This window comes from Actinoplanes cyaneus, assembly GCF_016862095.1.
In the GTDB taxonomy this organism is placed as follows: domain Bacteria; phylum Actinomycetota; class Actinomycetes; order Mycobacteriales; family Micromonosporaceae; genus Actinoplanes; species Actinoplanes cyaneus.
This window is the reverse complement of the sequence record NZ_BOMH01000027.1, coordinates 46,067-68,751: the sequence shown is the minus strand read 5'-3', so window position 1 is coordinate 68,751 and position 22,685 is coordinate 46,067. Positions and strand designations below refer to the sequence as shown.

Sequence of the window (22,685 nt, the reverse complement as noted above, 5' to 3'; positions counted from 1 at the left end):
CGAGCAACCACCGTGCGGACCAGCCGAGCCGGGTGCGATCTGGCCACGCCGCAGCCCCGGCCGCACCGCGGACCACCGCCTAAACGCTGCGCAGGGCTTCGGTGGGGGAGAGGCGGGCGGCCCGCAGCGCCGGGTAGAGGCCGGCGCAACCGCCGATCAGCACGGCAGCGGCCAGGGCGGCGCCGACGGCCGGGGCCGGGATCAGGGTCTGCCAGCCGCGCACGGTTGCCATCGACCAGGTCATCAGGCTTCCCAGTACGACGCCGGCCACGCCTCCGGCCGCTCCGAGCAGCACGGACTCGGTGAGGAACTGGGCGCCGACGTGGGTCCGGGTGGCACCCAGGGCACGGCGCAGACCGATCTCGCGGCGGCGTTCGAGAACCGAGATGATCAGCACGTTGGCGATGCCGATGCCACCGACGAGCAGCGCGACCGCGCCCAGGCCGAGCAGCAGGACCGTGGTGGCGCCGGTGACCGCGATTCGCGCGGTCAGCGCCTCCGACGGCCGGCTCACCGCGACCTGCTCCGGGTGGGCCGGGTCGGCCGCACGGCCGAGCAGCCCGGCGACCTCGGCGGTCCGTGACGTCAGCGCCCGTACGAAGATCCGGGTCGGATGCCCGGTGTAACCGAACGCCTCGCTCGCGACGGGCGCGCCGATCAGCGCCGCGGTGTCCAGTTCGGGCGCGAGGTCGACGGGCGCGAGAATGCCGACGACGCTGAACCAATGGCCGCCCAGCCAGACCCGTGGCCCGTCGGAGACGTCCGCGATCCCGAGCGCCCCGGCGGCGTAGTGGCCCAGCACCACCGCCGGATAGCGGGCCAGCGCCGGATCCAGGAACCGGCCGTCCACCAGCGCCGCGTCGAGCGTGCCGAGCAGGCCGGGGTCGGCGACCCGCACGGAGAGGCCACCGGTGCGGCCCGCGGGGATCCGGTCGTTGCGGTAGACGTGTTGCGGCACGGTCGCCGTCGCCGCGGCGGACAACACTCCCTCGGTACGGGCGATCGCCGCCCCCGCCGTCACCGGCAGCTCCGCCTCGGCCCCGCGGATGGTCTTGCCGTTCGCGACGGTGAGCAGGTTCGTCCCGGTCCGGTCGATCTGGGCGAGCACCTCCGCCTGGCTGGACCGGGTCACGCCGAGCACGGCGACCATCGCAGCGATCCCGATCGCCACGCCGAGGATCGACAGCGCCGTGCGCCCGGGCCGGGCCCGCAACCCGGCCGTGCTCACCGGCAGCAGGTCAGCCAACCGCAGGCGCGACCTCACGACCCACCCCCGGTGTCCGCGACGACCAGCCCGTCGCGCAGCGACACCCGGCGGCGCATGGACGCCGCGATCCGCTCGTCGTGGGTGATCACGACGATGGTGACGCCGCCGGCGTTGAGATCGTGCAACAGGGCGACGACGCTGTCCCCGGCGGCCGAGTCGAGGTTGCCGGTGGGCTCGTCGGCGAGCACGACGGCGGGGCGGCCGACCAGGGAGCGGGCGATCGCGACCCGCTGACGTTCGCCGCCGGACAGGTGCGCGACCGGGAAACCGGCGCGGTGGGCGAGCCCGGCCCGGTCCAGGGCGGCGTGGGCGGCCCGGCGGCGTTCGGGCGCGGGCACGCCGCGGTAGAACAGCCCGGTGGCGACGTTCTCCAGCGCGGTGCTGCGTTCGAGCAGGACGAACTGCTGGAAGACGACGCCCAGCCGGTGTGCGCGCACCCCGGAGAGCTGCCGGTCACCGAGCCGCTCGACCGGCTCGCCGGCGATGCGGACCGAGCCGCGGGACGGCCGGTCCAGCCCGGCGGCCAGGTTGAGCAGGGTGGTCTTGCCGGAGCCGGACGGGCCGACGACCGCGACCAGGTCGCCGGCGTGCACGGTGACCGTGACCCCGCGCAGCGACGCGACCGGCGGCGTGCCGGGATAGACCTTGTGGACGTCGCGAAGTTCGAGGACGGGGGTCATGTCGCGGGCACCTCCACGGTCTGGCCCTCGGCGAGCCCGCTGAGGATCTCGACCCGGCCGCTGCTCTCGTCGAACCAGCCGGGCTCGACCCGCGTGACAGTGCCGCCGGTCAGCCGCACCTGATAGCCGCCACCCGGGCGGGCCAGCAGCGCGGCGATCGGCACGAGCAGCACGTCGTCCCTGGTACGGGTGGTGATGTCCACGGTCACCGGCGCGGTGCCGAGGGTGACGCCGCGTGGCGGGCGGACCGCGACGGTCACCGGCACGGTCGCCGTGTTCGCGTCCGGGTCCTGCGGTCCGTCGCCGGCCGGAACGCTCGCCGCCTGACCGATCTCGGACACCCGGCCCGGGATCGGATCCGCGTCCGGCAGCGCCACGCCGACCTGGTCGCCGACGTGCACCGAGCCGAGGTCGGACGTGTCGACCCGGGCGATCACCGCGCGGGCGGTGGACGTCGCGGTGAGCACCGTGGTCCCGGGGCCGACCGCGGCGCCGACCCGGGACGCCTGCGCGGTGATCCGCACGGGCACCGGGAGGAAGACGACGTCACCCTGGGCCAGGCGTCCGGTGCGCTGCGACCACGGGCGGCCCCACGACGCCTCCCACCGGCGGATCGCCGCGGCGGTCGCGGCGCTGAAGTGCCGATCCACTGTCATCCGGTGGTACGGGTCGAAGCCCATCGCCGCGAGATTCCGCTCGAGCTGGCGGACGTCGGGGCCGTCGCTCATGCCGTACGCGAAATCGCGGAACGCCGGGACGACGCCCAGCAGCAGGCGAGCCGGATGATCAGCCACCCGGTAGAGGATCCGGCCGCGGCCGACGGTCGCGCCCGGCGCGGCCGAGGCGGTGAGGATGCCCGGCGGGCCCTGATGGTCTATCGGGTACGACCCGGCCCACCCCAGTTCGCCGCTGACCTGCGTCGTCCGGGTGAGCGTGCCGCGCTGGGCCGTCGCCGTGCCGGTGGCGATCCCGGCGGCCGCGGGTTGCGGGGCGGGCTGCTCGGAGTGCACGGCCCAGGTGACTCCGGCGGCCAGCGGCGCGGTCAGCGCGACGGCGAGAACGGCTGCCCGGCGGCTCATTTCTTGCCGCCGCCCGTCCCGCCGGTGATCTTGACGGCGCCGTCCCAGACGCTGTGGCAGGCGGCGTCCGCCTGGTCGCGCAGCTGCCCGGGGATCCCGCCGGCCAGCGCGGTCCCGCTGAGGTCGAACTCGCCCGCCTCGTTCGGATCCGGGAACGCGGGGATGCCGTGCTCGCGGACGCAAGCCGCGTACGCGGCGAGCTTGCGCAGGTCGTCGGCGGAGAACTTGTCCTTGGGCCGGAACGCGTTCGGCGGATACCGATCCTCGATCGACTGGCAGGCGTCGATGATGTCCCGGTGCTTGCCCAGGTCGGCCTTCCAGTTGTAGTCGCCGGCCGGGAACTGGAGATAGCCGTCCTGGGAGATCTCGGCGTCGGGCATCCGGGTCAGGCCGTGCGAACGCAGGCACTGCGTCCACTCCTGGCCGAGGGCCAGAAGCGTGGAGGAGCTCGGTGCGGCGGTGGGCGCCGGGTGGTTGCCACAGCCGGCGAGCCCGGCCGTGACCAGCAGCGGAAGGAGCAGTGTGAAAACTGTTCTGTTCATCGCCTCAGCCTGGCCGCCGCGAAGATCGAAGACTTCCTACCGCGGTCGGCACTTCGGCCGGGCCCGGCACCACCGATGTAGCACCTGAGTCTGACGACGGCGGCCGATCCGCTTCCTACGATGGAGTACGTGCTGCGTCGCTTGCGAACCGACGCCGTGCTCGCGGCGGCGCTGATGGTGCTGACCGTCGGGCCCGGAGCCGTGTCCCTGCTGATGGGGGACCAGAAGCCCGGCGCGACCGTCCCCGTGGACGCCGCCTGGTGGCTGCTGGCCGCCCCGGTCGTCGCAGGACTGCTGGTGCGCCGGTCGCGGCCGTTGCTCGCGCTCGCCCTGACCGCGATCGGGACGACCGGGCATCTCCTGCTGCAGACCAAGTTCCAGCTGCTGGATCTGGCGTTGCCGCTGGTGCTCTACACGGTCGCGACAGTGGCCCGGCACCGCCGCGCCGCCACCGCGCTGCTCGGGGTCGTCATGCTGCTGACCTACGCGGCGATGTTCACCGGCCGGGTGCGCACCGACCTGACGGCCCTGCGTGCCGGCAAGGCCGAGACGACGCAGGTCACCGGGGAGAAGATGCCTGGCAAGGGGAAAGAGCTGGTCGCGGTGGACACCACCGGGGTGTGGGGCGAGGCGTTGATCAGCACCAGCCAGCAGGTGCTGGAGATGTGGCTGCTGCTGGTCGCCGCGTTCGCCGTCGGTGACGGGATGCGCAGCCGTCGCGCGCACCTGGACACCCTCGAACAGCGCGCCGCCGACCTGGCCCGGGAGCAGCAGCAGCGGGCCGCCCTCGCGGTCGCCGCCGAACGCGCGCGGATCACCCGCGAGCTGCACGACGTCGTCGCCCACGGCATGTCGGTGATGGTGGTGCAGGCACAGGGTGCGGCGGCCGCCCTCGACCGGCACCCGGAACGCACCGCGACCGCCCTGCACCACGTGATCGAAACCGGACGGTCGTCGCTGGCCGAGATGCGTCGCCTGCTCGCCGCCAACCGCACCGGACCGGCCGGGGACACCGAGCTCGCCCCGCAGCCCGGCCTCGGCGCGGTGCCGGCCCTCGTCGATCAGCTCCGGTCCGCGGGGATGCGGATCGAGCTGCACGTCGACGGCGCGCCCGACGTGGTGCCGGTGGGGGTGGACCTGTCCGCCTACCGGATCGTGCAGGAGGCGCTGACCAACACGCTCAAGCATGCCGGGCCGGGCGCCGCCGCGCGGGTGTGCCTACGCTTCGAGGCGACCTGCCTGCACGTCGAGGTGACCGACGACGGTGCCGGGCCGGCCGTCAACGGTGCCGGGCCGGCCGTCGACGGTGCCGGGCCGGCCGGGGACGGCGCCGGGCTGCGGGGCATCGCGGAACGGGTCGCGATGCTCGGCGGCACTCTGGAGACCGGGCGCGGTTTCCCTGCCGGGTTCCGGCTCGGCGCGACGCTCCCGCATCACCGCCCGTCGCCGGCCGGGTGAGCCGATGACCGTCCGGGTCGTGCTCGTCGACGACCAGACCCTGGTCCGCACCGGGTTCCGGCTCGTCCTCGACGAGACCGGCGACCTCGAGGTGGTCGGCGAGGCGGCCGACGGGGCGCACGCCCTGGACGTGGTCGCACGCACCCGGCCGGACGTCGTGCTGATGGACGTGCGCATGCCGGGCCTCGACGGCATCGAGACGACCCGTCGCATCCGCACCGGCCCGCACCCCGCCAAGGTGATCATCCTGACCACGTTCGACCTGGACGAATACGTGCTCAGCGGGCTGCGGGCGGGCGCCAGCGGCTTCCTCCTCAAGGACGCCCTGGCCGCCGATCTGATCTCCGCGGTACGGGTCGTCGCCGCCGGCGAGTCGGTCGCCGCGCCCAGCGTGACCCGCCGGCTGATCGCCCACTACCTGGGCAGCACCACACCGGCGCCGGCGGCCGCGGACCGGCGCCTCGCGACGCTGACCAGCCGCGAGCGGGAGGTCCTGACGCTGGTCACGCGTGGTCTGTCCAACGCGGAGATCGCCGCCGTCCTGGTCCTCTCGGAGAGCACGGTGAAGACGCATCTGGGCCGGATCCTCGCCAAGCTGGGCCTGCGGGACCGGGTCCAGGCGGTGATCCTCGGCTACGAGTGCGGCCTCGCGCAGCCGTGATCGGTGCGGTTCGCCGCGTGCTCAGTCGTGATCAGGACGCCTCGCCTCGTGTTCGGCCGTGATCGATGCGGTTCGCGCCCGCCGCGTCCCTGACGTCGCCGGTTCCGGAACCGACGCCGCGTATTGACATCGATTGATGTGAGTGACAACGCTGTCATTCCCATGTCATGTCCGAAGGGACGGCACCAATGATCCGTGCCCTCGCGACCGCGGCCCTCCTCGCCGCCGCGGCCCTGTCGATCCCACAGGCGGCCCACGCCGCGAACCTCGACCTCACCGGATACGTCAACCCGTTCGTCGGGACCGACGACAGCAACTCACCCAACCCGGTCGGCGGCGGCGCCGGCGGCAGCACCTTCCCCGGCGCCACCGTGCCGTTCGGCATGGTGCAGTTCAGCCCGGACACCCCGACCGGCTCGCCGTCGGGCTACCGCGACTCCGACCGGACCATCGAGTCGTTCAGCCTCACCCACTTCAACGGGGCCGGCTGCCCGAACAACGAGGACCTCCCGATCCTGCCGATCACCGGGAATCTCGGCTCCTCGCCGGGCAACGCCTGGACGTCCTACGCCAGCGCCTACACCAAAGCGAACGAATCCGCGGCGCCCGGCTATTACAAGAACCGATTGGACAGGTACGGCGTCGACGCCGAACTGAGCGCCACGACCCGCACCGGCGCGCTGCGCCTGACCTACCCCGCCTCGACCACCGCGCGCGTGCTGATCAACGCGTCCCGGTCGGCCACCGGCGACCGGGCCGGGAACGTCACGATCAGCGGGAACCGGGTCTGGGGCGAGCACACGGCCGGCGGGTTCTGCGGCGGGCGCACGTTCAAGATGTACTACTCGATCCTGTTCGACCGCACGCCGACCGGGACCGGCACGTTCAACGGCGGAACCGTGACCGCCGGGGGCACGAGCGTCAGCGGCAACCAGGCCGGCGCGTACGTCACCTTCGACACCACCTCCGATGCCGTCGTGAACGCGACGGTCGGCATCTCGTTCGTCAGCGTCGCCAACGCGCAGAACAATGCGACAGCCGAGGCGGGCGCTTTCCCGGCCGTACGCGCAAATGCTCTCGGCTCCTGGAATTCCGCCCTGAACCGGATTCAGGTGACCGGCGGCGGGACGACCGATCTGCAGAAGTTCTACACCGCGCTCTATCACGTGCTGATGAACCCGAACGTCGCCAGTGACACCAACGGGCAGTACATGGGATTCGACGGTGTGGTGCACTCCGCCACACATCCGGTCTATCAGAACTACTCGGGCTGGGACATCTACCGTTCCTGGGCGTCACTGACCGCGCTGATCGCGCCGGACGTGATGACCGACATCGTCAAGTCCATGGTGCTCGACGGCCAGCAGGGCGGACTGCTGCCCAAGTGGTCGCACCAGAGCGTCGAGGACTTCGTGATGCCCGGCGACCCGGGGCCGATCGTCGTGGCCAGCGCCTACGCGTTCGGGGTCCGCGGCTTCGACACGGCGGCGGCGCTCGCGCTGATGAAGAAGAGCGCCACCGGCGGCAGCACCCAGGGAACCGTGCTGCGCGGCAATCGCGCCTCCTACGAGAGCGGCCATTACATTCCCGGAAACCCGTCGGAGACCCTGGAATACGCGTCGAGTGATTTCGCCATCAGCCAGTTCGCGAAGGCGCTCGGCGACACGGCCGGGTACAACACCTATGCGACGCATTCCCAGTATTGGCGCAGCCTGTTCAACGGCGAATCGTCCTACATCCACACCCGGGGCGGCGACGGCGCGTACACGTGGCCGCTGAACCCGGCCACCGAGAGCCCCTACACCGAGGGCAACGCCGCCCAGTACACCTGGATGGTGCCGCACAACCTCAGCGCGCTGATCACGCTGATGGGCGGCCCGTCCACCGCCGTGCAACGGCTCGACCATCACTTCACCGAGCTCAACGGCGGCCTGTCCCGGCCGTACTACTACGTCGGCAACGAACCCGAGCACAACGTTCCGTGGACCTACAACTACGCGCGCAAACCGGCCGGCGCCTCCGACGCGGTGCGCCGCGTGATGAGCGAGTCGTTCACCACCGGCGCCGGTGGGCTGCCCGGCAACGACGACCTCGGCGCGACCAGCTCCTGGTACGTCTGGGCGGCGCTCGGCCTCTACCCCGTCACGCCCGGCGCCGACACCCTCGCGGTGCACGGCGGCCTCTTCCCGCAAGCGCTGATCCAGCGGCCGGGAGGCAACATCACGATCACCGGGGGCAGCGCCACCAGCCGTTACGTGCAATCGCTTTCGGTCAACGGCGCGACCACCAGCCACAGTTACCTGCGATACCCCGACATTGCCTCCGGCGGCACCATCGCGTACGGCATGGCAGGCTCGCCCGGCACCTGGGGAACCGGCGCCGCCGACGTGCCGCCCAGCTTCGGCGACGGCGCCCAGCAGCCGCCCGCCGAGCCCGACCTCGGGCCGAACCTGGCGCTCACCAAGCCGGCCACCGGTGGAGCCGCGTCGTGCAGCAGCACGGAAGCCCCGGCCAAGGCGGTCGACGGCATCCTCGAGGACAACAGCAAATGGTGCACCGGCGGGACGCCGCGAACCCTGACCGTGGACCTCGGCTCGGCGCAGAACGTGTCCTCGTTCGTCGTCAAGCACGCCGGGCTCGGCGGTGAGCGGACCAACTGGAACACCGGCGCGTTCACGATCGCCACCAGCACCGACAACGTCAACTGGGCAAACGCGGTCATTGTCGGGTCCACCCGGGCGAGCCGGACCTACGCGCCGATCCCGGCTCGCACGGCCCGCTACGTCCGGCTCGACGTGACCACCCCGGCCGGCGACAGCAGCGGCGCCGCGCGGATCTACGAACTCGAGGTGTACGGAGCGAGCAGCGCCCCGGCCGACCTGGCACTGGCCCGCCCGGCCACCGCCGACTCGTCCTGCAGCGCCACCGAGGGGCCGGACAAGGCGGTCAACGGCAGCTGGCTCGGCGGCTGGAACGACAAGTGGTGCTCCACCGGCGCGGCCAAGTGGCTGCAGACCGACCTGGGCAGCACCAGACACGTCGGCTCGGTCGTGATCCGGCACGCCGGCGCGGGCGGCGAATACCCGTCCTGGAACACCAGGGACTTCGACGTGCTCACCTCTGCCGACGGCGCTACCTGGACCACTCGGGCGCAGGTGCGCGGCAACACCGCCGACAGCACCACGACGACGATCGACGCGGACGCCCGTTACGTCCGCCTGAACGTCCTCACCCCGGCGAACGACGGCAACACAGCAGCCCGCATCTACGAACTCGACATCCGAGCCTGACCCCTTCAGCGACGCCGGCCCGTTGTCGTCAGCGGGCCGGCGTCGTTCGTCAGCGGCGGCCGGTTGTCGTCAGCGCGTCGTTCGTCAGCGCGCGAGGCTGTCACCGGTTGCGGCCGCGACGCGGGTCGCTGTTGCGGGCTGGTTCTCATGGGCGTTATCCGGCACGGATAACGCCCATGAGAACCAGCTGGTCGGCCGTGCGGCGCGTGGCGGCCTGGACTTGGCCGGGGCCCGCGAGGCCGGCGCCAGTTGCGGCGGAGACGCGGGTCGCTGCTCTCGGCTGGCTCTCACGGTTGTTTCCGGGCCCGATAACGACCGTGAGAGCCAGCCGGCCAACCACGCGGCGCGTCGCGGCCCGAGCTCGGACGGCGCTCGCGCGGCGGCGTAGTTCAGGCCGGGCTGGTGGTGGCGGTTGTAACGGTGGGGTGGAAGCAGCCGTCAGTGCCAGCCGATCGCGGCGAGCTGGTGCTGAGGGTTGTAACGGTGGGGTGCAAGCAACCGTGAGTGCCAGCTGGGCGAGCCGGGCTGGTGGTGGGGGCTGGAACTGCGGGGTGGAGGCAACCGTGAGTGCCAGCTGGGCGCGGCGAGCTGGGACTGGGGTGTCGGGGTTGAGGTGGTGATCGGGACGGCCGAGCCCCGGGACGGCGAACGGAGGAGGGCGGATCGGCCGGGCGGTTGATCAACGGTGGTGAACCTCCTCAATGGATGGGAGCGCCGTTAGGCTGCACGCCATGCGGCTGGGCGTGAACCTTCCACAGACGAACCGGTACGACCTCGGACGTGACGTGACCACGTTCGCGCGCGCCGCCGAGGAGATCGGCTACGACAGTCTGTGGGCGTACGAGCGGATCCTCGCCCCGGAGGACACCAGCGGCCCGCACGGTCTCTACGGCGTTCCCGGCCTGGCCTGGCCGGAGAGTTACGCGCACACCACGGACGCGCTGGTCACCCTCGGTCTGGCCGCGGCCGTGACGAGCCGGGTGGAGCTGGGCACCAGTGTGCTGGTCCCCGGGCTGCACCTGCCGTTCCGGCTGGCCCGGACCCTGGCCGCGCTGGACACGGCCAGTGGCGGCCGGGTGATCGCCGGGCTGGGCAGTGGCTGGTCGATCGACGAGTTCGCGGCGACCGCGCCCCGGCCGATCGAGGAGCGCGGGCAGGCCCTCGACGAGTTCCTGGACTACGCGGCAGCGGTCTGGGGGCCGGACCCGGTCGTGTTCGAGAACGAGCGGTACCGGCTGGCGCCGAGCCGGGTGAACCCGAAACCGGCCCGGCGGGTTCCGCTGTTCCTGGCCGGCTCCAACCGGACGGCGCTCGGCCGGATCGCGCGGCGCGGCGACGGCTGGCTGCCCACGGGCGTGCCGCCGGAGAAGGCCGGGGAGATCCTGGCCGGTCTCCGGGAGCAGGCCGCCGCACACGGGCGGGACCCCTCCGAGATCGGCTGCATCTTCCAGCTGGGCCTCCGCGATCTGGCGGAGGTGCCGTCGGAGGGCCGGCAGCCGTACACCGGGAATGTCAAGCAGATCGTCGAGGACATCGCGGCGCTCGGGGAGGCCGGCGTGGATCACGTCTACGTGACGCTGGCCTCGGCGGCGAACGGCCTCGGCGAGCTGATCGAGGCCGCGCACAGCCTGCACACCGAGGTCCGCGCCGCGGGCCTGTAGAACCGTCGGCCCGTGCGTCAGCGCACCGGCTCGTAGCTGGTCACGACGATCTGACCGTCCAGCAGGCGGGACCCGGTCGCCCGCAGGGACAGGCGCTGCTTCGGCTCGGCGAACAGTCGCTTCCCGCCGCCGAGGACCACGGGATGCACGGCGATGTGGTACTCGTCGATCAGCCCGTGCTCGGTGAGCGCGCCGGCCAGCCCGGCCCCGCCGGTGAGGAGCAGGTCACCGCCGGGCTGCTCCTTGAGGGCGGTGACCTCGGCGCGCAGGTCGTCACGGATGATGCGGGCGGTCCAGTCGTCACCCTCGTACGTGCGGGAAAAGACGATCTTCGGGGTGGCACGCCAGAACGGTGCGAACGCCCTGGTGTGGGGATCGTCGGAGATCGACTCGGCGCGGGGCCAGAAGCCGACCATCATCTCCCACACCGGCCGGCCGAACAGCAGGGTGTCGACGGTGCGGTCGAGGCCCTCCGAGTACGCGGACAGCTCCGGGCCCATGACCGGCCAGTCGAATTCTCCGTCGGGCCCGTTCACGAACCCGTCGACCGACGTGTGCACCCAGTAGATGATCTTGCGCATGATGACTCCTCCGGCGGACCTGGTGAACTCGTTCGCCTGTCAGTCGGAGCCGGCCGGCGGTTCTGCACATCGCCGCGGACCCTGGCCCGAAGTTCCTCAAAGATCATGCAGCGGTACGACGTAACGGAGCACCCCGGCGGTGGAAGGTAAGCCGTCCCCTGCGGACCCGTCGCCGAGCAGACCTTCTAGGGTCGGCTCCGTGCGGATCGCGAGTGTCAACGCCTGGGGCGGCGCCCTGTTCGACCAACTGGTGACGTGGCTGCCGGAAAGTAAAGCGGACGTCGTCTGCCTGCAGGAGGTGACCCGGACACCGGGCCTGCACGGGTGGACGCGTTTCGAGGACGCGCATCGGAGCCTGCCCCAGCGCGCCGCCCTGTTCGACGACGTCCGGGCCGCGCTGCCCCGCCACCAGGCGATCTTCGTGGCCAGTGACTCCGGCCCGGTCCAGGACGGGCGCCGGCGCCCGCCACCGGCAGGACTTCGGCGTGGCGACTCTGGTCGGCGAGCACGTGCCGGTCACCGGGGTCGACTCCGCGTTCGTGCACGGGGAGTTCACCGACCACGACGAGTGGGCCGCCGGCGACCGTCCCCGCGTCGCGCTCGCCGTGCGCACCGTCGACCGCTCCGCGCGACGCCCGGTCTGGGTCGTGCAACTGCACGGGTTGCGCGACCCGGCCGGCAAGGGCGACACCCCGGCCCGCCGGCAGCAGGCGGCACGGCTCGTCGAGCTGCTGCACCGGATCCGCGGGCCGCGCGACCTCGTGGTGGTCTGCGGCGACCTCAACCTGCTGCCGTCGAGCGAGACGTTCGGCATGCTCGCCGAGGCGGGCTTCACCGACCTGGTCGGGGCCGCCGACACACGCACCTCGCACTATGCCAAGCCGGTGCGGCACGCCAGCTACCTGCTGGTCTCGGACGTCGCGGCGGTCGAGCACTTCGAGATCCTGACCGAGCCGGAGGTCTCCGATCACCGCGCCCTGCTCCTCGACGTGTAACCCCTCCGGCAGCTGCCCGGCCCGGGCGGCGAGACGGGCCGGGCCCCGGCTGGCACTCACGGCTGGTTTCCGGGCTGGGTCGAGCCGTGAGTGCCAGCCGGGTGCCTGCGGCTGGCGGTCACGGTTCTCGGGGCCGGGTTGCGGATCGAGCGCTACCAGCCGCAGCCGTCGTTCGCGGTCGCTGCGCGGGATCAGGTGGGTGAGTCGGCGACCTGGCGGCGGCGGACGGCTCGTCGGAGGGGCTCCCAGCGGGTGCGCAGGCCGGCGAGACCGCCCGGGACGAAGTAGACCGCCAGGATGAACAGCGTGCCGAGGAGGAACAGGGGTTCGCTGAGCGGGCCGGGCAGGTCGCCGCCGAGCCGGGCGAGGCGCTGGTCCAGGTAGGCGTAGAGGAGGCCGCCGGCCAGGGCGCCCCATCGGGTGCCGGCGCCGCCGAGGACGGCCATCACGATCAGGGCGAGGGTGAGGTCGGAGGAGGCGACGTGCGGTGACGCGCCGCCGACGACCAGGGCGTGGACGACGCCGCCGAGTGCTGCCAGGGCGCCGGCGACGACGAAGGCCAGGAGCTTCACGCGGTACGGCGACAGGCCCACCACCGCGATCCGTCGCTCGTCGTCGCGCAGCCCGATGAGGGTGCGGCCCAGCGGCGCCCGGTCGATGGTGTGCACGACCAGGACGATCACCACGAGCACGGCCAGCGCCAGCCAGTACAGGTTGACCGTGTTGGTGACCCCGACCAGCGCGGACGGCAGCCCGGCGGTGACCATCGGCAGCCCCTCCTCCCCGCCGGTCAGGCCGCCCGGGTCGCGGTTGACCAGGATGAACCCGACCTGCGCGAAGGCGAGCGTGACCATCGAGAACGCGATCCCGGAGGTGCGCAGCGCGACCGATCCGAGCAGGGCCGCGAGCGTCGCCGCGCCGAGCACGGCCACCGGGGCCGCGGCCCACAGCGACCAGCCGTAGTGGCTGACCAGGATGTCCACGCCGTAGGCCCCGGCCGCGATGTAGAGCGCGTGCCCGAACGAGAGCAGACCGGCCCGCCCGAAGAGCAGGTCGTAGCCGAGTGCCAGCGCGCCGAAGACCAGGCAGACGGCGAGCAGTTGCAGCGTGCCGGGGGAGTTCAGCGGCCCCTCGAACAGCCCCGGCACGGCGAGCGTGGAGAACGGCGCCACCGCGGCGAGCAGCAGCAGGGCCGGCGGGACGAAGCGTTTCACGCGGTGACCGCCTTTCCGGCGACGCCGGCCGGGCGCAGCAGCAGCACCGCGGCGAGCAGCACCACCACGCTGACGTCCCCGGCCCCGGCCGTGCCGTAGTAGTTCACGAACTGCTGGAGCAGCCCGACCCCGGCCGCGGCGACCGCCGAGCCGGTGATCGAGCCGAGGCCGCCGATGACTACCACGATGAACGCGAAGATCAGCAGCGACGCGCCCTGGCCGGGGGAGATCGACGTGAAGTACATGCCGCCGAGGATCCCGGCGAGCCCCGCGAGGGCCCCGCCGATCGCGAAGACCAGCGTGAACGCGTTCCGCACGTCGATGCCGAGCGCGCGGACCATGGCCCGGTTCTCCACGCCGGCCCGGATGATCAGGCCGTACCGGGTCCAGCGCAGGAACGCCAGCAGCGCGACCAGGACGAGGACGGCCGCACCGATCAGCAGGAACCGGTCGTCGGGCACGTTCGCGCCGAGGATCCCGGTCACCTGCGACGCCCACGCGGGCCGGAGGAAGACCCGCGCGTCGGCGCCCCACACGGACTGCAGCAGGGCCACCCCGGCCAGCGACAGGCCCACGGTGACCAGCACCTGCTCGGTGTGCCGGGCGTAGAGCGGCCGGATCAGCACCAGCTCGACGAGCGCGCCGGTCGCGGCGGCGGCGACGATGCCGAGCACGACGGCCAGGGGCAGGCCGACGTGCGGCGCGGCCCACCAGGTCGCGTAGGCGCCGGCCGACAGGAACAGCCCGTGCGCGAAGTTCAGGACCCCGGCCAGCCCGAAGACGAGCGACAGTCCGGAAGCGATCAGGAAGTACAGCGCTGCCAGGCCGAGCCCGGTCAGCGTCAGCAGAATCACGGTGGACATCGTCAGTGCCTCCCGACGCCGAGCAGGGATCGCGTCGTCTCGTTGTCGCCGAGCAGCTCGTCCGCGGGGCCGCGCCACGCGACGCGTCCGGCTTCGATCACCACGGCGTCGTCGGCGAGCTTGCGGACGACCGCCAGGTTCTGCTCGACGAGCAGCACGGGCACCCGGGCGGCGACCCGCCCGAGCACCGTGGCCACGGCGCTGACCACGGCCGGGGCCAGGCCTTTCGTGGGTTCGTCGACGAGCAGCAGCCGGTTCGGGTTCAGCAGCACCCTGGCGATCGCGACCATCTGCTGCTGCCCGCCGGACAGCGTGCCCGCGCGCTGGGCGGCCCGCGCCTTCAGCTCCGGGAACAGCTCGTGGACCAGGGCGTAGTCCGGGTCCGGAACCCGCTCGGCGAGTCGCAGGTTCTCCGCCACGGTCAGACCCGCGAAAACACACCGATCCTCCGGTACGTACGCGAGACCGTCCCGCACCAGCCGATGGGTCGCCCGCCCGAGCACCGCCCGCCCGTCGTACTCCACCGTTCCCCGCGCCGGCACCTCCCCGAGGATCGCCCGCAGCGTGGTCGTCTTGCCGGCGCCGTTGCGCCCGAGCAGCGCGGTGACCCCGGCCGGCGCCACGTCGAAGGTGACGCCCTGCAGGATGTGGGAGCCGCCGAGTCGCACCGAGAGCCCGGCGACCCGCAGGATCGGATTCACAAGCCCTCCCCGAGGTACGCCTCCTGGACGAACGCGTCGGCCATCACCGCAGCCGGGGTGTCGCAGGCCAGCAACGCGCCGTGGTGCAGGACGGCCACCCGGTCGGCGAGGTCGAGCACCACCTCCATGTGGTGCTCCACCATGAGGACGCTGCGCCCGGTGCCCGCCGTCAGCCCGCGGATCACCTCGACGAGCGCGGGCACGTCCTCCGTGCTCACCCCGGCCATCGGCTCGTCGAGCAGCAGGACCCGCGGCTCACCGGCGAGCAGCAGCGCGATCTCGAGCTTGCGCTTCTCGCCGTGCGCCAGGGAGCCGGCCGTGCGCCCGGCGCGGTGCTCGAGACGTACCTCGGCAAGAATCTCCGCGACCCGCAGGGTGAGGTCGCGGTCGGAGCGGCGACGCCAGGCACGCATCGCGCCGCCCCGGCGGGCCTGCACGGCGAGCGCGACGTTCCCGGCGACGGTCAGCGAGCCGAAGACGGCCGAGGTCTGGAAGGTGCGGCCCAGGCCGTGCCGGGCCCGCCGGTGCGGCGCCTGCGCGGTGATGTCGTCGCCACCGAGCAGGATCCGCCCTGAGTTGGGCCGGCGCAGGCCGCTGACCAGGTTGAACAGTGAGGTCTTGCCGGCGCCGTTCGGCCCGATCAGGGCGACGAACTCGTCCGGTTCGAGGTGCAGGGTGACGTCGTGGACGATCGGCACGGCGCCGATCGTCCAGGACACCCGCTCGACGGTGAGGGCCGCCATCTCAGCCCTTCATGGCGGCGGCCGGCGGCGCGGCGGCGTCCGGGGTGATCGTGCCGGTCAGCGTGGCCTTCCCGCCGCTGAGCCTCGCCTGGAACATCGGCTGGAGCAGCGCGTGGTCGTCGGCGCGGACGGTCAGCCTGCCCTTGACCGAGTCGAAGCCGTAGCCCTCCAGCGAGGTGACCATCTTGTCCACGTCGTCCGGGCTGGTGGTGAGCGCGTGCACGATCATCTGCGCGGCGGCGAACCCGTCCGGGTGGAACAGGTCGGTCCGGCCGCCCGGCACGGCAGCCTTGAGCGCCTGGTACGCCGGGTTGTCCACGGCCCCGTCGAAGTAGTGCGCGAGCAAGTTCAGCTTGTCCGCGCCCGGCCCGAAACCGGCCCAGCTCGCCTGGATGTCCAGGCCGGTGACCACCTTGGTGCTCGCGAGCACCCCCTGCTGGTCGAGCGCCTGCCACATCGCGCCGGCGGTCGTGCCGGCCCAGGCGACGAAGACCAGGTCGGGCCGGGCAGCCTTGATCTGGCTGGCGAACGGGGTGAAATCGGTCGCGCCGGCCGGCACCGCGATGCTCGTGACGTCCTTGTGCAGGGCGTTCTTGACGGCGTCGACGTTGGACTTCCCGAACGCCGAGTCGGGCGCGAAGACGACGACCTGCGCACCGTCGCCCAGGAACGACTTCGCGGTCAGGACGTCCTGGTACGACTGCCGCCCCGACCGGAACGTGTACCTGTTCGCCCCGGTGATCGCGTCGGTCGCGGCCGGCCCGGAGACGAAGAGCACCTTGTTCTCGGCGGCGAGCGGCGCCACCTGCAGCGCCACGCCCGAGCTGGTCGACCCGGCGAGCACCCGGTAGCCCTTGCCGATCAGGTCCTTCGCCGCGGAGACCGCCTTCACCGGGTCGCCGGCGTCGTCGGCCCAGCTGACGTCGATCGTCCGGTCGCCGATCTTGTTCGTGTTGTCCGTCGCGTACGCGAGCCCGGCCTTGAAGCCCTCCGCGTACTGCGCGCCGTAGCCGGCGAGCGGCCCGGACTGCGAGTAGACCACGCCGACCTTGATCGACGAGTCGTCACCGGCTGCCTGTTTCGGGCTGCCGCATCCGCCCGCACCGAGCGCGGCGGCGGTCAGCACGGCGCCGAGCAACGCGCGCCGGGAGGTCGACAAAGACTGCATCGCACGCCTTCCGTCAAGGAACTGTTTCGTGTGGCCACAAGCTACGGGCGTCGATGTGACGCAGGCCATCCACGACGTTCACAGGGGTTGACGTCCTCTTGTGTGGCGCGGCCACATACCCCGGTGCGGGCGTCGATCCGTACGGTCACCGGCATGACGACGGCACGGGTGGTCGACCTCGACCTGACAGGACGGACCGCGCTGGTCACCGGCGCGGGCAGCGGCATCGGGCGGTCCTGCGCCGAACGGCTGGCCGCGGCGGGCGCCGACGTGATCGCGGTGGACCTCGACGAGCGGACGGCGAAGGAGGCGGCCACGGCGATCGGCGGGCGGGCCATCGGCGCCGACCTGTCCGACCTCGACGCCGTCGACGCGCTGCCGGCACAGGTGGACGTCCTGGTCAACAACGCCGGCCTGCAGGTCGTGGCGCCGCTGCCGGACTTCCCGCCGGACAAGTTCACGCTGATCCAGCGCGTGATGGTGGAGGCGCCGTTCCGGCTCGTCAAACTGGTGCTTCCCCACATGTACGACCGCGGCTGGGGCCGGATCGTCAACATCTCCTCGGTGCACGGGCTGGTCGCGTCGCCGTTCAAGGCCGCGTACGTGACCGCCAAGCACGGCCTCGAAGGCCTCTCCAAGGTGACCGCCCTCGAAGGCGCGCCGCACGGCGTCACCTCGAACTGCGTGAACCCGGCCTTCGTGCGGACCCCGCTGGTCGACAAGCAGATCGCCGATCAGGCCCTCGCGAACGGGATCCCCGAGTCCGAGGTCGTCGAGAAGATCATGCTGGACCGGGCGGCGATCAAGAAGCTGATCGAGCCGGAGCAGGTCGCCGAGCTCGTCGCGTACCTGTGCAGCCCCCCGGCCTCGTTCATCACCGGCTCCTCGATCATGATCGACGGCGGCTGGACCGCGCACTGATGGGAGATCCGATGGCGCAGGAGATCGACGTCCCGGTCGCCGGGGGAACGCTGCGGGTGCTGAGCTGGCCCGGGGACGGGCCGCTGGTCGTCGCCGCGCACGGGATCACGGCGAACGCGCTGTCCTGGGCCGCGGTGGCGCACGCTCTCGCCGGTCGGGTGCACCTGGTCGCGCCGGATCTGCGGGGACGGGCGTTCAGTTCCGCCCTGCCCGGCCCCTTCGGGATGTCCTCGCACGCCGGCGACCTCGTGGCGATCGCTGATCACTTCGGCGTGGACAAGGTGCCCCTGGCCGGGCACTCCATGGGCGCTTTCGTCGTCGCCGCGACCGCCTTTCATCACCCGGACCGGGTCGGCCCGGTGCTGATGGTCGACGGCGGGGTGTCGTTCGGGATGCCGGCCGACGTCGACGTCGACGCTGTTCTGGACGCGATGGTCGGGCCCGCGGTCCGCCGGTTGGCGATGACGTTCCCGTCCGCCGGGGACTACGTCGCCTACTTCCGTGCGAATCCGGCGCTCGACCGCTACTGGACGCCGGAGATAGAGGCCTACGCCCTGCGCGACTTCACCGGGAGCCGGTCGAGGTGCAACCCGGACGCCGTCCGTGCCGACGCCACCGACATGCTCCGCAACCCGCTCCCCGCGCCGTACCCGCTGCTCTGGGCGCCCCGCGGGATGACCGACGAGCCGGCCGGCCTCTACCGCGCCGACCAGCTCGACGGCGTCGACGCCGAGCTGGTCCCGGACGTCAACCACTACACGATCCTGCTCGGCTCCGGCGCCGCCCGCGTCGCCGACCGGATCGTCGCGCTCGTCTGATTGCGGATCGGCCCGACCAGCAGCAACGCGGCGACGACGGCCAGGCTCACCCCCTCGCGAGGCGTGAGTCGCGCCACGGCCCGGCACGGAGGCGGGATTGGCGGCGGCTTGTTGGCTGGTCACCACGGTGGTTGTCGACGGCGTTAACGACGGTGAGAGCCAGCTGGCAAGCGTGAGTCGCGCCGCGGCCCGGCACGGGAGCGGGGCCGGCGGCGGGCGGGGTCAGCGGTGGGGCGCGGGGTGCGGTGTCATGAGGGGGACCTTGGACCAGTCGGTGTCGGAGGCCAGGTAGAAGCTCGGGTAGGACGGCTGGTTGTACGTGGTCTGCTGGCGGGCCACCTCGACCCGGTACTGCGGGTCGTGCATCAACGTGTAGAGCTTGTGCCCGGTGACCTCGGTGCTCGTGAAGATCCGCACGGCGCTGCTGTCCGCCGTACGCAGGAAGAGCTCTTCTCGCCAGTCCCCGAGGACGTCGGCGATGAGGGAGGCGTTGCCCTTCGTGCCGTTGTTCGACAGCGTGCCCGTCGCGGTGAGCAGGGTGCCGCGCCGCCAGTCGTCGACGGTCGGCGTGACCGTGCCGGCGCCGTTGAGGATCTGCGTGGTCAGGTCGGCCGACCAGCGGATGCTCTGGTTGGTGCCGGGCAGGGTGTCGGCGACCTTGCGGCCGTCGGCGGTGTAGAGGCCGAGCGCGCCCGAGCCGCCGGGCAGACTCGCCCACGCCTCCAGGCCGGGCTCCCCGGGCAGGACGTCGCCGATCATGCCGCGGCCGGTGTCGACGCCGGAGTAGGTGCCGAACACCACCTTGCCGGTACGGGCGTCGCGCATCGCCATGCCGTACGGCGCGGCGGTCGCCCCCTCGTGCACCGTGAAGATCTCCAGACCCGGCCGCCTCGGATCAATGTCGGTCACATGCATGGCGTCGCCGTGCCCGAGGCGGGCCGTGGTCCCGTCCGGCAGCGTGCCGGAGGAGGAGTAGAGCAGCGACCCGTCGTCGTCGATGGTGGCGCTGCCGTAGACGATCTCCTGCCGCCCGTCGCCGTCGACATCGGCGGCGCTGAGCGAGTGGAAGCCCTGCGTGGTCAGCGTGCCGAACTCCGGCGAGGTGCCGTCGCGCCCGTGCGGCGTGTCGTTGAACGGGTTGGTCATCGGCGTCCAGCCACTGTCCACGAACCAGTCCTTGACCAGGTGGCGGCCGTTCCAGCGGTAGGCGATCAGGGTCGTCCGGCTGTAGTAGCCGCGGGCGAAGACCGCCGACGGGTGCCGTCCGTCGAGGTAGGCGACGCCGGCCAGGAACCGGTCGACGCGGTTGCCCGGCTCGATCCGCGGCATCGCGTAGTCGCCCCACATCAGCCCGTCGTCGGTGCGGGCGGGCTGGTAGGGGATCGTCTCCAGCTGCCGCCCCGAGGCGCCGTCGAAAACGGTCAGATACTCCGGGCCGTCGAGGATGAAGCCCTCGAAGGCGCGCAGCACGTTCCGGGTGCTGCGGGCCGGCGCGTAGACGTCCATGAAGTAGTCGACGAGCGCTGACGCGTCGGCGCGACTCAGCGGGTACGAATACCGCGGCTCGATGCCGAACGCCTGCTCCAGCGTCGCCGGCCAGTGCCCGGCCCGCACCTCGGGATGCTCGGTCCAGCCCTGGAACATGGTGACCAGGTGCTCGTGATAGCCGGCCGCGCTGAGCCGGCGATCTTCGGTGACCGGGTGCCCGGGCGTGGTGATCGGGCGCCCGCGGCCGTCCCGGGTGCCGGGCGCGGTCTTCATCATGAGCTCGGAGCGGCCGTCACCGTCGAAGTCGTAGACCAGGAACTGGGTGTAGTGGGCGCCCGCCCGGATGTTCACGCCCAGGTCGATGCGCCACAGCAGGGTGCCGTCCAGCTCGTACGCGTCGACGTACACCTTGCCGGTGTAGCCGACCTGGGAGACGTCCTTGGAGTTCGACGGGTCCCACTTGACGATGTACTCGTACTGCCCGTCACCGTCCACGTCGCCCACGCTCATGTCGTTGGCCGTATAGGTGTAGGCCGCCCCGGCCGGGGTCACCCCGTCGGCGGGCTTGCACAGGGGCAGGTCGTAGTGGTTCCCGGCCCACGGCGTGACCGGTCTGCTCCGCGCGCCGCCGGCCGGGGCCACCTGGTACGCCGACGTGACGGTGCCGCCCGGGTCGAGGTAGTTGGTGCTGTCGGTGACCGTGGCGATGCGCCGGCCGTCGCGGTAGACGTGGAAGGGTGCGCTGGTCAGCCCGGTGGCGGAGTGCCCGGTGGCCTCCGGCCCGAGCAGCCGCCAGCTCACGAGGACGCCCTCACTCGTGGCCGCGGCGACCAGGCCCCGGTCGAGGCGCTCCAGCCGTCTCGTCCCGGCGGCGTCCGCTGGTGTTCCGACGCCCAGCAGCAGCATGACGACGGAGATCAGCAGGGCTCGTCTCATCGGACCCTCCTCGACGGGAAAGCGCATTCCCGCAGATCCTCTACCCGGCCGAGGCTCCGGTCAACAGCTGGGTGAATCCTTTCAGATCAAGCCGATACCACCCCGCTCGACGCGACGGCGACAGTGCCGGCGCCGCGCCGCTCCGATCCGTTTCAGCTGGAGCCGCGGACCGTCAGGGCGGTCGGCAGGCGGGCGGGCGGCGGCAGGGCCGGGTCGAGCAGGTGCTGGACCGCGGAGGCGGCCTCCTCCTCGGCCGGCATGAAGATCGAGGACAGGTCGGCCGCGTCGGCCAGGGCGCTGCCGTCGAAGCCGACCACGGCGACGTCGTCGGGGACGCGGCGGCCGGCCTCGCGCAGTGCCTGCAGGACGCCCATCGCGGAGACGTCGCAGGCCGCGAAGATCGCGTCGAGGCGGGGCTCGCGGGCCAGCAGCTGTTTCGCGGCGGCGTACGCGGTGGCGCGGGTGAAGTCGCCGTGTGCGGAGACCACTGTCAGGCCGGCGCCGGCCATCATCCGGAGGAAGCCGTCCTGGCGTTCGCGGGCGCACGGGGTGTCCGGGCCGAACACCGCGCCGACCCGCCGCCGACCGGTCGTCACCAGGTGAGCGGCGGCCTGGTGACCGCCGCCGCGGTTGTCCGGGGCGACGAACGGCACGCCGGGTGCGGACGCCCCGAGGGCGATGTTGCGGCCGTGCCGGGCATACGCCGCGGCGGGCAGTGGCGGCATGTTGATCAGGATGCGGCCGAAGGGCGGATCGCCGTCGACGGACGGCGGGGCCGGGACCAGCTTCAACTCCAGCGCGACGTCGTGCCCGGCGAGCGCCTGGGCCGCGCCGGTGAGCACCCGGCCGTAGAAGGGCTTGGCGCTGAGCGCCTGCGGATCCGGGTCGACGATGACGATCTCGATGCGTTCCCGCGAGCCGGCGCTGGCCCGGCCGGTCGCGAGCGCGCGGGCCGCCCCGTGCGGCTCGAAACCGAGCCGGTCGGCGACCTCGCGCACGCGCCGGCGCACTTCTGCCGAGACGCCGTAACCACCGTTGAGGGCCCGCGACGCGGAGGCCCGGGACACCCCGGCCACCCGCGCCACGTCGGCCAGCTTGACACGCCGATCTTCCATCACCGAACGATAACCGACGATGGGATCGGCTTTACCGGATCGAAGGGACCGCAGTCGTCAGGACCGGGCCGTCGTCGGCCGGGTCCCGAGCGCCTCGGCCTTGATCTGCTCGAACTCCACAGTGTCGATGGCGCCGGAGTCGAGCAGCGCCTTGGCCGAGGTGATCTGCTCGGCGGCGCTGCCCCGGCCGGTGTCGGAGGCGGCGACCGTCCGGATGTATTCGTCCTGTCGGGCCCTGGCCGCGGCCTGGGCTTCCATCGCCCGGGTCGACATGCCGTGGCCGCGGGCGAGCAGGTAGGCCAGCGACCCGATGATCGGCAGGAAGATGAGGAACAGGGACCAGATCGTCTTGCCGAACCCGCCGAGGTCCCGGCTGCGGAACAGGTCGCCGAAGATCCAGAACAGGCACATGAACCAGGCACAGAAGATGAAGAACTCGATCGTCGCCAGGAGGAACGATCCGTTGTCGTCGAACACCGTGGCACTCCTTCGGGGGTGGGTGGG

General features: G+C 72.3%; 20 protein-coding genes. 7 read left to right on the top strand and 13 right to left on the bottom strand.

The window, feature by feature from the left end; all coding sequences use genetic code 11:
* Positions 1-79 precede the first annotated feature (79 nt).
* Genes Acy02nite_RS17300 through Acy02nite_RS17285 form a run of 4 tightly spaced genes read right to left on the bottom strand, consistent with a single transcriptional unit; the run spans position 80 to position 3,568 of the window.
* A complete protein-coding gene (locus tag Acy02nite_RS17300; protein ID WP_203741794.1) occupies positions 80-1,264 on the bottom strand; it encodes an ABC transporter permease in 1,185 nt (394 codons plus the stop codon).
* Positions 1,261-1,947, bottom strand: a complete 687-nt coding sequence (locus Acy02nite_RS17295; protein WP_203741792.1) for an ABC transporter ATP-binding protein — start codon at positions 1,945-1,947, stop codon at positions 1,261-1,263. Before Acy02nite_RS17295 ends, Acy02nite_RS17300 begins: the two co-directional genes overlap by 4 nt.
* Entirely contained in the window at positions 1,944-3,026 is a 1,083-nt protein-coding gene (locus Acy02nite_RS17290; RefSeq protein WP_203741790.1) for an HlyD family efflux transporter periplasmic adaptor subunit, read from the bottom strand. The genes Acy02nite_RS17295 and Acy02nite_RS17290 overlap by 4 nt, the downstream gene beginning before the upstream one ends.
* A complete protein-coding gene (locus Acy02nite_RS17285; protein WP_203741788.1) occupies positions 3,023-3,568 on the bottom strand; it encodes a hypothetical protein in 546 nt (181 codons plus the stop codon). The genes Acy02nite_RS17290 and Acy02nite_RS17285 overlap by 4 nt, the downstream gene beginning before the upstream one ends.
* Before the next feature lie 129 nt (positions 3,569-3,697).
* Here Acy02nite_RS17285 and Acy02nite_RS17280 point away from each other — a divergent pair, with 129 nt between their 5' ends.
* From Acy02nite_RS17280 to Acy02nite_RS17265, 4 genes are all read left to right on the top strand, one after another.
* Entirely contained in the window at positions 3,698-5,026 is a 1,329-nt protein-coding gene (locus Acy02nite_RS17280) for a sensor histidine kinase (protein ID WP_203741786.1), read from the top strand.
* 4 nt (positions 5,027-5,030) lie between these two features.
* The gene (locus tag Acy02nite_RS17275; RefSeq protein ID WP_203741784.1) at positions 5,031-5,687 is read left to right on the top strand and encodes a response regulator; all 657 of its coding nucleotides are present in this window, start codon (positions 5,031-5,033) and stop codon (positions 5,685-5,687) included.
* A 188-nt stretch (positions 5,688-5,875) separates the two neighbouring features.
* On the top strand, positions 5,876-8,977 hold the full coding sequence (locus Acy02nite_RS17270; protein ID WP_203741782.1) for a GH92 family glycosyl hydrolase: 3,102 nt from the start codon (positions 5,876-5,878) through the stop codon (positions 8,975-8,977).
* A 731-nt stretch (positions 8,978-9,708) separates the two neighbouring features.
* Complete coding sequence (locus Acy02nite_RS17265; protein ID WP_203741780.1) at positions 9,709-10,638, top strand: TIGR03619 family F420-dependent LLM class oxidoreductase; 930 nt, start codon at positions 9,709-9,711, stop codon at positions 10,636-10,638.
* Positions 10,639-10,655: 17 nt separating this feature from the next.
* Here Acy02nite_RS17265 and Acy02nite_RS17260 read toward each other — a convergent pair whose 3' ends face one another.
* Positions 10,656-11,219 carry a dihydrofolate reductase family protein gene (locus tag Acy02nite_RS17260; protein ID WP_203741778.1) on the bottom strand — a complete coding sequence of 188 codons (564 nt, stop codon included), beginning with the start codon at positions 11,217-11,219 and terminating at the stop codon, positions 10,656-10,658.
* A gap of 485 nt (positions 11,220-11,704) precedes the next feature.
* Here Acy02nite_RS17260 and Acy02nite_RS17255 point away from each other — a divergent pair, with 485 nt between their 5' ends.
* A complete protein-coding gene (locus Acy02nite_RS17255) occupies positions 11,705-12,214 on the top strand; it encodes an endonuclease/exonuclease/phosphatase family protein (RefSeq protein WP_203741776.1) in 510 nt (169 codons plus the stop codon).
* Positions 12,215-12,405: 191 nt separating this feature from the next.
* On the opposite strand, the gene Acy02nite_RS17250 is transcribed toward Acy02nite_RS17255, so the two are convergent.
* Genes Acy02nite_RS17250 through Acy02nite_RS17230 form a run of 5 tightly spaced genes read right to left on the bottom strand, consistent with a single transcriptional unit; the run spans position 12,406 to position 16,903 of the window.
* Entirely contained in the window at positions 12,406-13,428 is a 1,023-nt protein-coding gene (locus Acy02nite_RS17250; RefSeq protein WP_203741774.1) for a branched-chain amino acid ABC transporter permease, read from the bottom strand.
* Entirely contained in the window at positions 13,425-14,291 is an 867-nt protein-coding gene (locus Acy02nite_RS17245) for a branched-chain amino acid ABC transporter permease (protein WP_203741772.1), read from the bottom strand. Before Acy02nite_RS17245 ends, Acy02nite_RS17250 begins: the two co-directional genes overlap by 4 nt.
* 2 nt (positions 14,292-14,293) lie before the next feature.
* A complete protein-coding gene (locus Acy02nite_RS17240) occupies positions 14,294-14,992 on the bottom strand; it encodes an ABC transporter ATP-binding protein (RefSeq protein ID WP_203741770.1) in 699 nt (232 codons plus the stop codon).
* Positions 14,989-15,735, bottom strand: coding sequence for an ABC transporter ATP-binding protein (locus Acy02nite_RS17235; protein ID WP_203741768.1), 747 nt, complete (start codon positions 15,733-15,735; stop codon positions 14,989-14,991). Before Acy02nite_RS17235 ends, Acy02nite_RS17240 begins: the two co-directional genes overlap by 4 nt.
* Before the next feature lies 1 nt (position 15,736).
* Positions 15,737-16,903: a substrate-binding domain-containing protein gene (locus tag Acy02nite_RS17230; RefSeq protein WP_203741766.1), complete on the bottom strand. Its 1,167-nt coding sequence runs from the start codon at positions 16,901-16,903 to the stop codon at positions 15,737-15,739.
* A 153-nt stretch (positions 16,904-17,056) separates the two neighbouring features.
* Between Acy02nite_RS17230 and Acy02nite_RS17225 the strand changes: the two genes are divergently transcribed.
* Complete coding sequence (locus Acy02nite_RS17225) at positions 17,057-17,824, top strand: 3-hydroxybutyrate dehydrogenase (RefSeq protein ID WP_203741764.1); 768 nt, start codon at positions 17,057-17,059, stop codon at positions 17,822-17,824.
* 11 nt (positions 17,825-17,835) lie between these two features.
* Positions 17,836-18,642: an alpha/beta hydrolase gene (locus Acy02nite_RS17220; protein WP_203741762.1), complete on the top strand. Its 807-nt coding sequence runs from the start codon at positions 17,836-17,838 to the stop codon at positions 18,640-18,642.
* A gap of 222 nt (positions 18,643-18,864) precedes the next feature.
* Here the strand turns inward: Acy02nite_RS17220 and Acy02nite_RS47200 are convergent, their stop codons facing one another.
* The 3 genes from Acy02nite_RS47200 to Acy02nite_RS17205 all read right to left on the bottom strand — a co-directional run bounded on the left by Acy02nite_RS47200 (position 18,865) and on the right by Acy02nite_RS17205 (position 22,658).
* A complete protein-coding gene (locus Acy02nite_RS47200) occupies positions 18,865-21,066 on the bottom strand; it encodes a rhamnogalacturonan lyase (protein WP_203741760.1) in 2,202 nt (733 codons plus the stop codon).
* A 152-nt stretch (positions 21,067-21,218) separates the two neighbouring features.
* Positions 21,219-22,181, bottom strand: coding sequence for a LacI family DNA-binding transcriptional regulator (locus Acy02nite_RS17210; protein ID WP_203741758.1), 963 nt, complete (start codon positions 22,179-22,181; stop codon positions 21,219-21,221).
* A gap of 57 nt (positions 22,182-22,238) precedes the next feature.
* Positions 22,239-22,658 carry an SHOCT domain-containing protein gene (locus Acy02nite_RS17205; RefSeq protein ID WP_203741756.1) on the bottom strand — a complete coding sequence of 140 codons (420 nt, stop codon included), beginning with the start codon at positions 22,656-22,658 and terminating at the stop codon, positions 22,239-22,241.
* Positions 22,659-22,685 lie beyond the last annotated feature (27 nt).

What these genes read in the sequence shown, in the direction of transcription:
- Acy02nite_RS17295 (WP_203741792.1), bottom strand. Translation starts at nt 1,947, where the DNA reads ATGACCCCCGTCCTCGAACTTCGCGACGTCCACAAGGTCTATCCCGGC.
- Acy02nite_RS17290 (WP_203741790.1), bottom strand. Translation starts at nt 3,026, where the DNA reads ATGAGCCGCCGGGCAGCCGTTCTCGCCGTCGCGCTGACCGCGCCGCTG.
- Acy02nite_RS17285 (WP_203741788.1), bottom strand. Translation starts at nt 3,568, where the DNA reads ATGAACAGAACAGTTTTCACACTGCTCCTTCCGCTGCTGGTCACGGCC.
- Acy02nite_RS17275 (WP_203741784.1), top strand. Translation starts at nt 5,031, where the DNA reads ATGACCGTCCGGGTCGTGCTCGTCGACGACCAGACCCTGGTCCGCACC.
- Acy02nite_RS17270 (WP_203741782.1), top strand. Translation starts at nt 5,876, where the DNA reads ATGATCCGTGCCCTCGCGACCGCGGCCCTCCTCGCCGCCGCGGCCCTG.
- Acy02nite_RS17265 (WP_203741780.1), top strand. Translation starts at nt 9,709, where the DNA reads ATGCGGCTGGGCGTGAACCTTCCACAGACGAACCGGTACGACCTCGGA.
- Acy02nite_RS17260 (WP_203741778.1), bottom strand. Translation starts at nt 11,219, where the DNA reads ATGCGCAAGATCATCTACTGGGTGCACACGTCGGTCGACGGGTTCGTG.
- Acy02nite_RS17245 (WP_203741772.1), bottom strand. Translation starts at nt 14,291, where the DNA reads ATGTCCACCGTGATTCTGCTGACGCTGACCGGGCTCGGCCTGGCAGCG.
- Acy02nite_RS17235 (WP_203741768.1), bottom strand. Translation starts at nt 15,735, where the DNA reads ATGGCGGCCCTCACCGTCGAGCGGGTGTCCTGGACGATCGGCGCCGTG.
- Acy02nite_RS17230 (WP_203741766.1), bottom strand. Translation starts at nt 16,903, where the DNA reads ATGCAGTCTTTGTCGACCTCCCGGCGCGCGTTGCTCGGCGCCGTGCTG.
- Acy02nite_RS17225 (WP_203741764.1), top strand. Translation starts at nt 17,057, where the DNA reads ATGACGACGGCACGGGTGGTCGACCTCGACCTGACAGGACGGACCGCG.
- Acy02nite_RS17220 (WP_203741762.1), top strand. Translation starts at nt 17,836, where the DNA reads ATGGCGCAGGAGATCGACGTCCCGGTCGCCGGGGGAACGCTGCGGGTG.
- Acy02nite_RS47200 (WP_203741760.1), bottom strand. Translation starts at nt 21,066, where the DNA reads ATGAGACGAGCCCTGCTGATCTCCGTCGTCATGCTGCTGCTGGGCGTC.
- Acy02nite_RS17210 (WP_203741758.1), bottom strand. Translation starts at nt 22,181, where the DNA reads ATGGAAGATCGGCGTGTCAAGCTGGCCGACGTGGCGCGGGTGGCCGGG.